At 70.9% G+C, this 14,645-nt stretch carries 14 protein-coding genes; 12 read left to right on the forward strand and 2 right to left on the reverse strand.

The window, feature by feature from the left end; genetic code table 11:
- Positions 1–187 precede the first annotated feature (187 nt).
- The 4 genes from ACIPTO_RS30475 to ACIPTO_RS30490 are packed head-to-tail and all read left to right on the forward strand — an operon-like array spanning position 188 to position 3,763.
- Positions 188–1,099 (forward strand): ABC transporter ATP-binding protein, encoded by a 912-nt coding sequence (locus tag ACIPTO_RS30475; RefSeq protein ID WP_366326268.1) that lies wholly within the window; start codon positions 188–190, stop codon positions 1,097–1,099.
- The gene (locus tag ACIPTO_RS30480) at positions 1,096–1,830 is read left to right on the forward strand and encodes an ABC transporter permease (protein WP_366326266.1); all 735 of its coding nucleotides are present in this window, start codon (positions 1,096–1,098) and stop codon (positions 1,828–1,830) included. The genes ACIPTO_RS30475 and ACIPTO_RS30480 overlap by 4 nt, the downstream gene beginning before the upstream one ends.
- A 27-nt stretch (positions 1,831–1,857) precedes the next feature.
- Positions 1,858–3,126, forward strand: a complete 1,269-nt coding sequence (locus ACIPTO_RS30485; RefSeq protein WP_401197470.1) for a sensor histidine kinase — start codon at positions 1,858–1,860, stop codon at positions 3,124–3,126.
- On the forward strand, positions 3,119–3,763 hold the full coding sequence (locus ACIPTO_RS30490; RefSeq protein WP_366326262.1) for a response regulator transcription factor: 645 nt from the start codon (positions 3,119–3,121) through the stop codon (positions 3,761–3,763). The genes ACIPTO_RS30485 and ACIPTO_RS30490 overlap by 8 nt, the downstream gene beginning before the upstream one ends.
- On the opposite strand, the gene glgX is transcribed toward ACIPTO_RS30490, so the two are convergent.
- Complete coding sequence (gene glgX / locus ACIPTO_RS30495) at positions 3,760–6,057, reverse strand: glycogen debranching protein GlgX (protein ID WP_401197472.1); 2,298 nt, start codon at positions 6,055–6,057, stop codon at positions 3,760–3,762. The genes ACIPTO_RS30490 and glgX overlap by 4 nt on opposite strands.
- 152 nt (positions 6,058–6,209) lie before the next feature.
- Between glgX and ACIPTO_RS30500 the strand changes: the two genes are divergently transcribed.
- The 6 genes from ACIPTO_RS30500 to ACIPTO_RS30525 all read left to right on the forward strand — a co-directional run bounded on the left by ACIPTO_RS30500 (position 6,210) and on the right by ACIPTO_RS30525 (position 12,706).
- Entirely contained in the window at positions 6,210–7,442 is a 1,233-nt protein-coding gene (locus ACIPTO_RS30500) for an Ig-like domain-containing protein (protein ID WP_366326258.1), read from the forward strand.
- Between the two features lie 191 nt (positions 7,443–7,633).
- The gene (locus ACIPTO_RS30505) at positions 7,634–8,878 is read left to right on the forward strand and encodes an Ig-like domain-containing protein (protein ID WP_401197474.1); all 1,245 of its coding nucleotides are present in this window, start codon (positions 7,634–7,636) and stop codon (positions 8,876–8,878) included.
- 80 nt (positions 8,879–8,958) lie between these two features.
- The gene (locus ACIPTO_RS30510; RefSeq protein ID WP_366326254.1) at positions 8,959–9,726 is read left to right on the forward strand and encodes an enoyl-CoA hydratase-related protein; all 768 of its coding nucleotides are present in this window, start codon (positions 8,959–8,961) and stop codon (positions 9,724–9,726) included.
- Positions 9,727–9,906: 180 nt separating this feature from the next.
- The gene (locus tag ACIPTO_RS30515; protein WP_366326294.1) at positions 9,907–10,515 is read left to right on the forward strand and encodes an ATP-binding protein; all 609 of its coding nucleotides are present in this window, start codon (positions 9,907–9,909) and stop codon (positions 10,513–10,515) included.
- 203 nt (positions 10,516–10,718) lie between these two features.
- Complete coding sequence (locus ACIPTO_RS30520; RefSeq protein ID WP_401197477.1) at positions 10,719–11,519, forward strand: polysaccharide deacetylase family protein; 801 nt, start codon at positions 10,719–10,721, stop codon at positions 11,517–11,519.
- Positions 11,519–12,706, forward strand: coding sequence for a hypothetical protein (locus ACIPTO_RS30525; protein WP_401197480.1), 1,188 nt, complete (start codon positions 11,519–11,521; stop codon positions 12,704–12,706). Before ACIPTO_RS30520 ends, ACIPTO_RS30525 begins: the two co-directional genes overlap by 1 nt.
- Before the next feature lie 49 nt (positions 12,707–12,755).
- Here the strand turns inward: ACIPTO_RS30525 and ACIPTO_RS30530 are convergent, their stop codons facing one another.
- A complete protein-coding gene (locus tag ACIPTO_RS30530) occupies positions 12,756–13,391 on the reverse strand; it encodes a GNAT family N-acetyltransferase (protein ID WP_366326248.1) in 636 nt (211 codons plus the stop codon).
- A gap of 57 nt (positions 13,392–13,448) precedes the next feature.
- Here ACIPTO_RS30530 and ACIPTO_RS30535 point away from each other — a divergent pair, with 57 nt between their 5' ends.
- Both ACIPTO_RS30535 and ACIPTO_RS30540 read left to right on the forward strand, forming a co-directional pair.
- Complete coding sequence (locus ACIPTO_RS30535; protein WP_366326246.1) at positions 13,449–14,366, forward strand: MerR family transcriptional regulator; 918 nt, start codon at positions 13,449–13,451, stop codon at positions 14,364–14,366.
- Between the two features lie 49 nt (positions 14,367–14,415).
- On the forward strand, positions 14,416–14,628 hold the full coding sequence (locus ACIPTO_RS30540; protein ID WP_366326292.1) for an EF-hand domain-containing protein: 213 nt from the start codon (positions 14,416–14,418) through the stop codon (positions 14,626–14,628).
- Positions 14,629–14,645 lie beyond the last annotated feature (17 nt).

The following is a 14,645-nucleotide window of genomic DNA, read 5'->3' on the forward strand; positions in this document are numbered from 1 at the left end:
CGGCACTGACAGTGCCCACCGGGTTTTGGCCGGACCCGGGTCGGGCGTTGGTCCTACGACCTGGGTGTCCGGGAGACCGTGGCGGAGCGCCGGGGGGAGTCGTAGGCGCGCATCAACCGATCGGTTGATGTCCCTTCGAGCGCGATGGGCGATGCGGCGGACCCGGCGCCGGCGGGATTCTCGGTACATGCCAGCCACACCAGTCATCGAAGTCAGCGCACTACGGAAGTCCTACGGCGGCCGGGCCGTCGTGGACGGGGTGTCCTTCGCCGTCGAGGAGGGCGAGATCTTCGGCATCCTCGGCCCGAACGGCGCCGGCAAGACCACCACCGTCGAGTGCGTCGAGGGCCTGCGGGTCCCCGACGCGGGCCGGGTCCGGGTCACCGGCCTCGACCCGGTGGCCGACCACGCGGAGGTCGCCCGGGTCCTCGGCGCCCAGCTGCAGGAGAGCGAGCTCCAGGCCAAGCTCACCGTCCGGGAGGCGCTGGAGCTGTACGCCTCGTTCTATCCGCACCCCGCCGACTGGCGTCCGCTGGCCGAACGCCTGGGCCTGACCGCGAAGTCGACCACCCGCTTCGCGAAGCTGTCCGGCGGCCAGAAGCAGCGGCTGTTCATCGCGCTCGCGCTGATCGGCAACCCTCGGGTCGTCGTCCTCGACGAGCTGACCACCGGCCTCGACCCGCGCGCCCGCCGTGACACCTGGCAGCTCATCGAGGACGTGCGGGCGAGCGGGGTCACCGTCCTGCTCGTCACGCACTTCATGGAGGAGGCGCAGCGGCTGTGCGACCGCATCGCCGTCATCGACAAGGGGCGGATCGCCGCCCTGGACACCCCGGACGGACTGATCCGGCGCTCGGCGGGCTCCACCGTCATCAGCTTCACGCCCTCCGCGCCGCTGGACGACGGTGACCTGAACACGCTTCCCGCACTCGCCTCCGTGGCCCGCAAGGACGGCCGGATCACGCTCTCCGGCTCGGACGAGACCGTCAACGCGGTCATCACGCTGCTCGCCCGCAACCACATCACCGCCCATCAACTCCGCGTGTCCGACGCCACGTTGGACGACGCGTTCCTGGACCTGACGGAGGTCACCGCATGAACACCGCCGTGCTGCGCGCCGAGTTGAGGCTCTTCCGCCGCGAACCGGGCGCGCTCTTCTGGATCCTGTTCTTCCCCACGCTGCTGCTGGTGATCCTGGGGTCCATCCCGGGCTTCCGGCACCATCAGGCGGACCTCGGCGGGCTGCGCACGGTCGACGTGTACGTCCCGGTCGCCGTCCTGCTCGGCATGATCGTCGGCGCGCTCCAGTCGATGCCGCAGAGCCTCACCGGCTACCGCGAACGCGGCATCCTGCGCCGGATGTCCGCCACCCCGGTCCGCCCGACCGCCCTGCTCGCCGCCCAGATGGCCGTCTACGGCGTGGCGGCCCTGGCCTCCGCCCTGTGCGCGCTGACCGTCGGACGCCTCGCCTTCGGCGTACGGCTGCCGAAGCAGCCCGGCGGGTATCTCCTCGCCCTGCTCCTCGCGGTGCTGGCCGCGCTCGCGCTGGGCGCGGTGGTCTCGGCGCTGTCCCGGACCACGAAGATCGCCGGGGCGATCGGGTCGGCGGTGTTCTTCCCGATGATGTTCTGCGCGGGCGTGTGGATCCCGGTGAACTCCATGCCGGACGTCATGGCCCGCATCGTCGGCTACACCCCGTTCGGCGCCGCCGCCGAGGCCCTCAACCGGGCGGCGGCCGGCAACTGGCCGGGCTGGACGCACCTGGGCGTGCTGGTGGCGTGGACCGTCCTCCTGACCGCCGGCGCCTCGCGCTGGTTCCGCTGGGAGTAGGAGGGAGCGGCCGTGCAGACTGGGGAGATGACCACGAGGGACAGGCAGATCGACCGGCGCTGGGAGCAGCTGCACACCTGGGGACCGTACGGGCTGCTCGGTGTCAGTGTCGTCCTCGCGCTCGCCTCCGCCGATCTGTTCCACCACACCTCCACCCAGTGGTGGACCGGCTGGTCCCTGGCCGGTGCCGCGCTCGTCCTCCAGCTGTGGTGGCACGGCACCCGGTCCCGCCGCCCCGGCCGCGGCCGGATCCCGTCGCGGGCGGGAGCCGCGTACTACGTGCTCCGCTGGGCCATCGCCTTCGCCCTCACCTGGATCGACCCGTTCTTCGCGTTCTACGCCGCCGCCGGCTTCATGGACGCCGACGAACTCATCCCGGGCAGGACGGCGCAGCGGATCGCGCTGTTCGCGAGCGCCGTCACCGTGGCGGGCGCGCAGGCGGGCGGGATGCCGTTCGGGGGCGTGGTCCAGTGGGGTCTGTTCGCGGCGCTCGTGGCCGCCAACTCCGCTCTCCAGATGGCCATCGCGCACCTCACCGAGCAGGAGTCGCTGCGCTCCCACGAGCGCGGCGAGACCATCACCGAACTCGAACGCACCAACACCGCCCTCCAGCAGGCCCTCGACGAGAACGCCGCCCTTCACGCCCAACTCCTCGTCCAGGCGCGGGAAGCCGGGGTCGCCGACGAACGCAGGCGGCTCGCCGCCGAGATCCACGACACCATCGCCCAGGGCCTGACCGGCATCATCGCCCAGCTCCAAGTCGTGGCAGGCGCACCCGACCTGACGACCGCCCGCACCCACCTGGAGCGCGCCTCCACCCTCGCCCGGCACAGCCTCGGCGAGGCCCGTCGCTCCGTGCAGAACCTCGCACCGATCGCCCTGGAGCACGACGGACTGCCCGAGGCGCTGAAGAACACGGTCACGGAGTGGGGCGAACGCGCCTCCGTGCGCGCCGAGTTCACCGTCACCGGCATCACCGAGCAGCTCCACGACGAGGTCTCCGCGACCCTGCTGCGCATCGCCCAGGAGGCCCTGTCGAACGCGGCCCGGCACGCCGGCGCCACCCGCGTCGGAGTGACCCTCTCCTTCCTCGGCGAGGAGGTCATCCTCGACATCCGCGACGACGGCCGGGGCTTCGACCCGCTGGCCCTGCCCGAGCGCACCCGCACCGGCGGCTTCGGCCTCGACGGCATGCGCGCCCGCGCCGAACGCATCGCCGGTTCCCTGACGATCGAGTCCGAGCCCGGACACGGCACGGCCCTGTCGGCTCGCGTACCGTTGGTCCGCCATGAGTGACGAGTTGCTGATCTCCCTGCTGATCGTCGACGACCATCCCGTCGTACGGGACGGTCTGCGCGGCATGTTCGAGTCCGCGCCCGGCTTCCGTGTGCTGGGGGAGGCGGCCGACGGGGTCGAGGCCGTGGAGCGGGCCGCCGCCCTCGACCCGGACGTGATCCTGATGGACCTGCGCATGCCGGGCGGCGCGGGCGTCGACGCCATCCGCGAGCTGACCCGCCGCGCCGCCCGCGCGAAGGTGCTCGTCCTGACGACGTACGACACCGACTCCGACACGCTCCCCGCGATCGAGGCGGGCGCGACCGGCTATCTGCTGAAGGACGCCCCGCGCGACGAGCTGTTCACCGCCGTCCGCGCGGCGGCGGAGGGCCGCACGGTCCTGTCACCCGCCGTCGCCTCCCGCCTGGTCTCCGCCGTCCGCGCCCCGCAGACCCCCGGAAACGAACCGCTCTCCGCCCGCGAACGCGAGGTCCTCGCCCTGGTCGCCAAGGGCACCTCCAACCGCGAGATCGCCCGCGAGCTGTTCATCAGCGAGGCCACGGTCAAGACCCATCTCACCCATCTGTACGGCAAGCTGGGCGTCAAGGACCGAGCGGCGGCCGTCGCCGTCGCCTACGACCGGGGCATCCTCGGCTAGCCGATTACCTTCAGCAGCAGCACCGCCCGCGCCGGTACCGTGATCGCGGCCCCCGCCCGGTGCACCACCCTCGGCGCCTCCGCCTGCTCCTCGTGTGACGTGTCGACGACCACCTCGTACCGCTCCGCCCACGGCGACCCCGGCAGCACGAAGCCCACCGGCCGGTCACCGGCGTGCAGCACGGCGAGGAAGCTGTCGTCGAGGACGGGGGCGCCGCGTTCGTCCCGGCCGGGGATGTCCCGGCCCGAGAGGTACATGCCGAGGGTGGCGGCGGGCGCGTACCAGTCCCCTTCCGTCATCTCCGTGCCGTGCGCGGTGAACCACGCCAAGTCCCTTATCCCGTCCGCCGAACGGGCTCGCCCGGAGAAGAACGCCCGGCGGCGCAGCACCGGATGGCGGTGGCGCAGGGCGATCAGCCGGGCGGTGAGGTTGGTCAACGCCCGCCAGCCGGGGTCCTCTTGCAGACCCCAGTCCACCCAGCTGATCTCGTTGTCCTGGCAGTAGGCGTTGTTGCTGCCCCCCTGCGTCCGCCCCAGCTCGTCCCCGGCGACCAGCATCGGCACGCCCGTGGACAGCAGCAGCGTGGTGAGGAGGTTCCTCAACTGCCGCCGCCGCAGCGCCTTCACGCGCTCGTCGTCCGTCTCGCCCTCGACCCCGCAGTTCCAGGAGCGGTTGTCGTCGGTACCGTCCCGATTGCCCTCGCCGTTGGCCTCGTTGTGCTTGCGCTCGTACGACACCAGGTCCCGCAGGGTGAAACCGTCGTGCGCCGTGATGAAGTTGACCGAGGCGTACGGGCGTCGGCCGCCCCACGCGTACAGGTCGCTCGACCCCGACAGCCGGTACCCGAGGTCCCGCACGTCCGGCAGCGCGCCCCGCCAGAAGTCCCGGACGGCGTTGCGGTAGCGGTCGTTCCACTCCGTCCACAGGGGCGGGAACGCGCCCACCTGATAGCCGCCCGAGCCCACGTCCCACGGCTCGGCGATCAGCTTCACCCGTCGCAGCACCGGGTCCTGGGCGATCACCGCGAGGAACGGGGAGAGCATGTCGACGTCGTGCATCGAGCGGGCCAGGGCCGCCGCGAGATCGAAGCGGAAGCCGTCGACGCCCATCTCGGTGACCCAGTAGCGCAGCGAGTCGGTGATGAGCCGGAGCACATGCGGCTGGACGACGTGCAGGGTGTTGCCGCAGCCGGTGTAGTCCGTGTAGCGGCGGGCGTCGCTCTGGAGGCGGTAGTAGCCGCGGTTGTCGATGCCCTTCAACGACAGCATCGGCCCCAACTCGCCCGCTTCGGCGGTGTGGTTGTAGACGACGTCGAGGATGACCTCGATCCCGGCCTCGTGCAGCGCCCGCACCATCCGCTTGAACTCGCCCACCTGCTGGCCGGCCGTGCCGGTCGCCGCGTAGCCCGCGTGCGGGGCGAAGTAGCCGATCGAGTTGTAGCCCCAGTAGTTCTTCAGTCCCCGGCGCAGCAGATGGTCCTCGTGCGCGAACTGATGGACGGGCAGCAGCTCCACGGCCGTCACGCCCAGCTTCACCAGGTGCTCGATCGCCGCCGGATGCGCCAACCCGGCGTAGGTGCCCCTCAGTTCCTCCGGTATCCCGGGGTGCAGCCGGGTGAAGCCGCCGACGTGGAGCTCGTAGATCACCGAGTCCGCCCACGGTGTCTTCGGGCGGCGGTCGTCCATCCACTCGTCGTCGGTGGTGTCGTCGTGCACGACGACACCCTTCGGGACGTGGGGCGCGGAGTCGCGGTCGTCGCGCACGGTGTCGGCGACCTGCTGCTGCGGCCAGTCACGGACGTGCGCGTACACCTCGGGCGGCAGCCCGAACTCGCCGTCCACCGCCCGCGCGTACGGGTCGAGGAGCAGCTTCGCGGGGTTCCAGCGGGCGCCGGTCCACGGGTCCCAGCGGCCGTGCACCCGGAAGCCGTAGCGCTGTCCCGGCAGGACGCCCGGCAGGAAGCCGTGCCAGATCTCGTGCGTCAGCTCGGTCAGCGGGGCGCGCGTCTCCACGCCCGCCGGGTCGAACAGACACAGCTCGACCGCCTCCGCACCCCCCGCCCACAGCGCGAAGTTGGTGCCCGCCACCCCGTCGGGACCGACCCGGTAGCGCGCCCCCAACGGCATCGGCGCCCCCGGCCACACGGCCGGGGGCGGTCCCGTGTGCGGGGCGCCGTTCAGCACGGGCGCGGCACGTGGCGCCGGTATGGCCGCCTCGTCGACGGATCGCTCCACGGGCACGCCGTCGTCGACGCGCTCCTCCTGCACGGCCTCCTGCTCGGCTGCGCTCGACACCGTCCGGCCTCCCGCGGCTCATGGAACGACGAGGTGAAGGGGGCGCGGCGTCCCGGTCACGGTCCCTTGTCATGTCGTTCTCCCCACTGTTCTGCCCAGAGCTTGGGTCGCACTCACGTTTCCCCGGAGCGGGCCCGCTCGTTGTCCGTCCCGTGAGGCATGCACAAGGACGCGCGCGGCGCGCAGGGGTCGTTCTGGCCGCCGTACTGACATGGGCGGGACTGCTGGCCGGAGCCGCCGGCTGTAGTGCGGACGGGTCGGGCGGGGGTGGTGTCGGCGGGATCTTCGGCAAGGCACCGGCACCCGAGGATGTGATCCGGATCTCGCCCGACGACGCCAGCAAGGGCGTCCGGCCGGGCCGTCGGCTGGAGGTCCGGGTGCCCGACGGGCGCCTGGAGTCCGTGCAGGTGGTGAAGTCGCAGGACGCCCAGGACACGCCCGTCCCCGGCCGGATCTCCGACGATGGGCTGCGCTGGGAACCCGAGGACCCGCGGCTCGCGCTCGCCGCCGAGTACACCGTCGACGCGGTCGCCCTCGACGGCGACGGCCACCGCTCGGCCCGGCACACCACGTTCACCACCTTCGTCCCCGACGAACGGTTCATCAGCTACGTCACTCCCGAGAACCGCGCCACCGTCGGCACCGGGATGATCGTCTCCCTCGGCTTCAGCCGGGACATCGAGAACCGGGCCGCCGTCGAGCGCGCGGTCCACATCACCGCGAAACCGGCCGTGGAGATCCGCCCGCACTGGTTCGGGAAGACCCGCCTCGACTTCCGCCCCGAGGCCTACTGGAAACCCGGCACCCAGGTCACCGTCTCCCTCCGGCTGCGCGACGTGGAGGGCGCCCCCGGCGTCTACGGCCTCCAGTACAAGACGTTCTCCTTCACCGTCGGCCGCAGCCAGGTCTCCCTCGTCGACGCCGCGAAGCACACCATGGAGGTGCGGCGCGACGGCTCCCTGCTGGCCACCGTCCCGATCACCGCGGGCGCCCCCGGGAAGACCACGTACAACGGGAAGATGGTGGTCATGGAGATGCTGGAGGTGACCCGTATGAACAGCCGCACGGTCGGCTTCGGCGGCGAGTACGACATCCCCGACGTCCCGCACGCCATGAAGCTCACCGACTCCGGCACCTTCCTGCACGGCAACTACTGGGCGCCGGACGCCCCCGGGCACGTCAACGTCAGCCACGGGTGCGTGGGACTGCGGGACGTGAAGGGCGGCGGATCGGACACCCCGGCCGGATGGTTCTTCGACCGCAGCCTCATCGGGGACGTCGTCGAGGTCGTGCACAGCGACGACAAACAGGTCGCTCCGGACAACGGCCTCGGCGGGTGGAACATGGGTTGGAAGGAGTGGAAGGCGGGCAGTGCCCTCAGGTGACCGGGGAGCGGTGCGCGCGCCCGAGCGGAGGCGGTTCACGGAGCCTGTGTCAGGCGGCAGTTGAAGTTGCGACCGAATGGTGACATTCGGCTGACATGAAGCTCAAAACCTGGCGGTTAATATGCGCGGACGTGCACGTCAGATGCGCGAAGGGGTGCGGGCCTGACCGGGCCCGGCGAGGGGAGAAAGTCTTGAACGTGCGACCGATATCGGGGGCGTCGGTTGACGCGCGCGGCCGGAGAGACAAGGGACTGCTGGCGCTGGTCCTCGGCGTACTGCTGCTCGCCGTCACCGCGTGCGGAGGCGGCGGCTCGAACTCCGGCTCCGGCTCCGGCGACAGCAAGGCCAAGGGGTCGGACACGGCCGAGACCAAGCAGTCGCAGGCGGTCGTCACCATCGCCCCGAAGAACGGCTCGAAGGCCGTCGACACCAGCGGCGCCCTCAAGATCAGTGCCGCGAAGGGCACGCTGACCGAGGTCGAGGTCAAGGACGCCGACGGCGCGAAGGTCTCCGGCGCGATCACCGGCGGCGGCGCCACCTGGACGCCGGCCACGCACCTGGCCGCCGCCACCCGGTACACCGTGCACGCGGTCGCCAAGGACTCCGACGGCCGGGTCGCCGCCGAGGACTCCAGCTTCACCACGCTGACCCCGAAGAACACCTTCGTCGGCGCCTTCACCCCGGAGGACGGCTCGACGGTCGGCGTCGGGATGCCGTTCTCGGTGAACTTCACCCGGGGCATCACGCACCCGGACGACGTGAAGAAGGCCATCACCATCACGACCGTGCCGCCCGTCGACGTCGAGGGCCACTGGTTCGGCAACGACCGCCTCGACTTCCGCCCCGAGAACTACTGGAAGTCCGGCACCAAGGTCACCGTCAAGCTCAACCTCGACGGCGTCGAGGGCCGCCCGGGCGTCTACGGCAAGCAGGCCAAGACGATCTCCTTCACCATCGGCCGCAACCAGGTCTCCGTGGTCGACGCCAAGAAGCACACCATGAAGGTCACCCAGGACGGCAAGACCATCAAGTCCATCCCGGTCACCACCGGCAAGCCCGGCTACGACACGTGGAACGGCCAGATGGTCATGAGCGAGAAGCTCGAAGTGACCCGGATGAACGGTGAAACGGTCGGCTACGGCGGTGAGTACGACATCAAGGACGTCCCGCACGCCATCCGCCTCACCAACTCCGGCACCTTCATCCACGGCAACTACTGGGGCGGCGGCGCCTTCGGCAACTACAACGCCAGCCACGGCTGCGTCGGCCTCCGGGACGTCAAGGGCGGCTACAGCAGCAGCGTGCCGGCCGCGTGGTTCTACAACCACTCGATGATCGGCGACGTGGTCGTCGTCAAGCACTCGAACGACGACACGGTCGCGCCGGACAACGGGCTCAACGGCTGGAACATGTCGTGGGACAAGTGGAAGGCGTAGCGGGCTGATCGACCTCCGGACCCGGTGCTGTGACACACGGCACCGGGTCCGTTGTCGTTAGCGGCAGTTAACCTTCCGGCATGACCGTGAATCTCGAAGTCGCCGAGGGCGTCGGCACGATCCGCCTCGACCGCCCGCCGATGAACGCGCTGGACGTCGCGACCCAGGACCGCCTCAAGGAGCTCGCGGAGGAGGTCACGCGCCGCGAGGACGTGCGGGCCGTGGTGGTCCACGGCGGGGAGAAGGTGTTCGCGGCGGGCGCGGACATCAAGGAGATGCAGCGGATGGACCATGCGGCGATGGTCGTGCGGTCGCGGGCGCTGCAGGAGTCGTTCACTGCGGTGGCCCGGATTCCCAAGCCGGTGGTCGCCGCCATCACGGGCTACGCGCTGGGCGGGGGCTGCGAGTTGGCGTTGTGCGCGGACTTCCGGATCGCGGCGGACAACGCGAAGCTGGGCCAGCCGGAGATCCTGCTCGGCTTGATCCCGGGTGCGGGCGGGACGCAGCGGCTGGCCCGTCTGGTCGGTCCGTCGAAGGCGAAGGACCTGATCTTCACGGGTCGGATGGTCAAGGCCGACGAGGCGCTGGCGCTGGGCCTGGTGGACCGGCTGGTGCCGGCCGCCGAGGTGTACGCGGAGGCGTTCGCGTGGGCGGCGAAGCTGGCGCAGGGGCCGGCGATCGCGCTGCGCGCGGCGAAGGAGTCGATCGACACCGGTCTGGAGACGGACATCGAGACGGGACTCGCCATCGAACGGAACTGGTTCGCGGGGCTGTTCGCGACCGAGGACCGCGAGCGGGGGATGCGGAGCTTCGTCGAGGAGGGGCCCGGGAAGGCGAAGTTCCGCTGAACCGGAGCGTCAAATACCGCTCAACCGCTTGCAGTTGACGTGATGTCTCATACGGGTCCCTCGGCGGGCCGGTTTATGGGAACCTTAAGGTGACCTTAAGCCTGCCGTGCCGAGGGAGCCTGTCGATTGCCTCCAGCAGAGCCTTCACCGCAGGTCGGAAGGGCTGTCACCGACCCTGAAATGCCTTTGGCATATGTCGAACGGATGTCGCGGAACGAAGGCTTCCGGGGGGCGTATTCCTCCGGAACCGCCACGGAGGCCCTTCGGGACGGCCATGATGGACGCATGGCGGGGCTGGAAGGTATCGGACAGCCGCGGGGACAAGGCCGTGCGACCGCGGCGCGCTGGTCGCCTGCGGTCGAGGACGAGCGGGCAATCAAAGCGATCGAGTTGTTCGGCAATCCCACGGAGGCGGAGGTTCCGCTGCCGTCCCGCCCGGAGTCCGCGGCGACCGCCCGGCGGCTCACCCAGATCGTCGTGCTGCGGCACTGGGGGCTCACTCCGAAACTGACCGAGGACGCGGTCCTGCTCGTCTCGGAACTCGTGGGAAATGCCGTACGGCACACCGGGGCGCGGGTGTTCGGGCTGCGGATGAAACGGCGACGGGGATGGATCCGGGTCGAGGTGCGTGATCCCTCGCGCGGGCTGCCGTGTCTGATGCCGGTTCAGGAGATGGATCTGAGCGGCCGGGGACTGTTCCTCGTCGACAAGCTGTCCGACCGGTGGGGTGTCGATCTGCTGCCGCGCGGCAAGACCACCTGGTTCGAGATGCGCGTCTCCGATCGTTGAGCGAACTGCTGTCGATGCCGGGTCGGGTTGGTCGTCGTCCGCGGGCTCGCCGCGACCGGTCACGCAGTTCCCCGCGCCCCTGGGGGTGGTGTCCGGCCGGAGTCGACCGCTGCCGTCGTTGCCCCCGGCCCGCCTTCTCGGCGCGACCCGTGCTGGTCCCTCAAACGGGTTAATGCCCCGGTTTCTTACCCTGCGCCCCTTAAATGGGGCGGGTGACCACGACCGACCGCCGTACCGCGTTGCTCGCGGGTGCCGGGCTCGTCGCCGGGGGCGCGCTCGCCGCCGGGTGTGCCGCGAACGGCTCCGCCGCATCCCCCGCCGCCACCCACGCCTCCGCCGGTGGACCGGCGCCCGCCGCCCGGGCCACCCCGCTCACCGCACCCGCCCCCCGCGCCTTCCCCCGCCAGCCCGCCCAGATCACCCACGGGCCCCGCGACCGCCCCCGTGTCGCGCTCACCTTCCACGGCCAGGGCGACCCCGAGATCGCCACCGCCCTTCTCGCCGAGGCGGAGAAGCGCGGTGCCCACGTCACCGTCCTCGCCGTCGGGACCTGGCTCGACACCCACCCCGAGATGGCCCGCCGCATCCTCGACGGCGGCCACGACCTCGGCAACCACACCCAGCGGCACATCGCCGTCAACACCCTGTCCGAGGCCGACGCACTGGCCGAGATCACCGGCTGCGCCGACCGCCTCAAGCGGCTCACCGGGTCGATCGGCACCTGGTTCAGGCCCTCGCGCGCCCCGGCCGCGTCCCCGCTCGTCCAGCGCCTGGCCCACCGCGTGGGCTACCCGCACGTGCTGTCCTACGACGTCGATTCCCTCGACTTCACCTCGCCCGGCGCCCCCGCCGTCACCCGCAAGGTGCTCGCCGAGGTCCGCGGCGGATCGGTCGTCAGCATGCATTTCGGGTACGCCGACACGGTCGCCGCGCTCCCCGCCGTACTGGAAGAACTCGACCGCCGCGGACTGCGCGCGGTGACGACCACGGAGCTGCTGAGCTGATGCGACACATCCCCCTCGCCCGCGCCCTCGTCGCCGGGACCGTCCTCGCCGCGCTGGCCGCCCTCGCCGGCTGCGGTTCCCAGGACCGCGCCGACGAAGCCCTCGGCACCAAGGCCGCCCTCCGGCCGCAGCAGGAGAAGAAGGCGCGGATCGTGCGGGCGCTGCCCGGAATGCCGCCGGTGCTGAACCCGGCGGACCTGTACGCGGCCGACCGCCCCGGCCAACTCTCGCCGGTGGTGAAGGACTTCCCGTCGCGGGTCTACGTCCCCAACACCAACTCCAACACGGTCTCGGTGATCGACCCGAGGACGTACAAGGTCGTCGAGACCATCCCGGTCGGCGTGCAGCCCCAACACGTGGTCCCCTCCTGGGACTTGAAGACGCTGTGGGTCAACAACGACCGGGGCAACACTCTCACCCCGATCGACCCGCGAACGGGCAAGGCGGGCAAGCCCGTCGACGTGCACGACCCCTACAACCTGTACTTCACGCCCAACGGCAGATACGCGATCGTCATGGCCTCGCTGGACCGGCAGCTGGTGTTCCGGGACGCGCACACGATGAAGACGGTGAAGGCGGTCCACGTCGGCTGCTACGGCGTCAACCACGCCGACTTCTCCCCGGACGGGCGGTACTTCATCGTCTCCTGCGAGTTCAGCGGCGAGCTGCTGAAGGTCGACACCGAGAAGATGAAGGTCGTCGGGCAGCAGAAACTGCCGTTCCACGGCTCGATGCCGCAGGACGTCAAGATCTCGCCGGACGGCAAGAAGTTCTACATCGCCGACATGATGGCCAACGGCATGTGGGTCCTGAACGGCGACACCTTCGCCAAGCCGGACTTCCTGCCCACCGGCAAGGGCTGCCACGGCCTGTACATCAGCCGGGACTCGCGCGAGATGTACATCTCCAACCGCGGCGAGGGCACCATCTCCGTCTTCGACTTCACTCAGGACAAGCTCACCAAGAAGTGGCACCTCCCCGACGGCGGCAGCCCCGACATGGGCGGCGTCTCGGCCGACGGCAAGGTCCTGTGGCTCTCCGGCCGCTACAACTCCGAGGTCTACGCCATCGACACCCGCACCGGCACCCAGCTCGCCCGGATCAAGGTGGGCGGCGGCCCGCACGGCCTCGCGGTGTACCCGCAGCCCGGCCGCTACTCGCTGGGCCACACGGGCATCTTCCGCTGACCGGCCCGGAACCGACGGAAACCCGAACCGCCGTCCCTGGTACGGCAGTTCAGCGTGCGCTGAGCAGTACCGCCTCCGACCCCACCGGACGGTAGCCCGCCGCCAGGAACGCCCGCATCGAGCGGGCGTTCCCCGGCGCGACCTGCGCCCACAGCGGCTCGGCGGTGAGATGGCGGGCCGCCGTCACCAGGGCCCGCCCCAGCCCCCGGTGCCGTACGTCCTCGTCGATCTCGACGGAGACCTCCAGCCGGCCGCCGACCCCGCGGCCCAGCACCACCACACCGCCCTCCGTCGTCCACGCGCGCACGTCGTCGCGGCGGCCCCGGGCGTACACGATCCGCGGATGGCCGCCGTCCGTGATCTCCCGCAGGGGGAGCGGGGGTCCGCCCGGCAGCGGGGTGCCCACCAGCATCGCGTCGATCGTCTCCGCCCGGCGGCCGGTGCGGTCGAGCAGGGCCGTCAGGAAGTACGGGTTCATCGGCGCGGCGAGCGCGTCGCACGGGACGGCGGCCAGGGTGTCGTGGACCCACCGCGGGTCCTCGTCGACGAAGACGACGGCGTGCGCGGTGAAGGCGAGGACCCCCGCGTCCCGTTCGCACTGCTGCGGCACGACGGTCACGCGGCCGTCCGCGGGCGGGAGGTCGTCCCGGGCCACCGCGTCCAGAATGTCCCGCAGAGTCTCCATCACCGTGCTCCTCGCGCCGCTTGAGTCTCCACCCACTGGAAGGCCCACACTCACGACATGATCGACGACGGCACCGGACTTCTCACCATCGGAGAACTGGCCAGATCCAGCGGACTGACCGTGCGCACCATCCGCTACTGGTCCGACGAGGGCGTCCTCACCCCGGTGACCCGCTCCGCGGGCGGCTACCGGCTCTACGACGCCGAGTCCGCCGCCCGGCTCGAACTGATCCGCACCCTGCGGGAGTTGGGCCTCGGCCTGGACGACGTACGCAAGGTGCTGGCCGGTGAGACGACCGTCGCGGAGGTGGCCGCCGCACATGTGGTGGCACTGGACGCGCAGATCCGAGCGCTGAGAGTGACCCGGGCGGTGCTGTCGACCGTCGCGAGACGCGGTTCGACCGCGGAGGAGATGACGTTCATGAACAGACTGGCACGGCTGTCGGCGGCCGAACGCAGGCGGATCATGGAGGAGTTCGTGGAGGAGCTGTTCCACGGCCTCGACACGGTGGATCCGTGCATCAAGGAGCGGATGCGGTCCCTCGCGGTGGACCTGCCGGACGACCCGACGCCCGAACAGGTGGACGCCTGGGTGGAGTTGGCGGAGACGGTGCAGGACCCGGAGTTCCGGGCGCAGATGCGCAGGGCCGTCGAGTTCAACGCCTCGGACCAGGACCGCGCCGCCGTCCGCGGGCGGTCCACCTGGTTCCCCATGCGGCTGGTGCAGCTGGGCGCGGAGGCCAGGCGGCGGGGGATCGACCCCGCCTCGCCGGAGGCCGAGGCCATCCTGCGGGAGGTGCTCGGCGACGGCGGCGACCCGGCCGTCGTACTCGAACGGATGGTGTCCGCGTCCAACGACCGGCTCGCCCGCTACCGGGAGTTGCTGGCCACGGTGAAGGGCGGCGGGCCCGCGGCGGCGCACCGGGAGGAGTTCGCGTGGGTGGTCGCCGCACTGCGCGCTCGCGTGGCCGGTTAATCTGGCCTCCGTCAACAGGCGGCACAGCATGACCGAAGGGGCGGATCCGGTGGCGGACATCGAGGAAGCACGTAAGCAGTTCGAGCGGATCGACACGGACGGTGACGGCTTCATCACCGCGGCCGAGTTCAAGACCGCCCTGGCCCAGGGAGGCGACTGGAACGTCACCGAGACGGTCGCCGAGGCCATCATCAAGAGCCGGGACCTCAACGGGGACAAGGTCCTGTCGTTCGACGAGTTCTGGGCCCACCTGGACAAGTGAGCCGGGAGTGATCCTCG

Origin of the sequence: Streptomyces sp. NPDC090083 (assembly GCF_044747445.1) — a bacterium.
Taxonomy (GTDB): domain Bacteria; phylum Actinomycetota; class Actinomycetes; order Streptomycetales; family Streptomycetaceae; genus Streptomyces.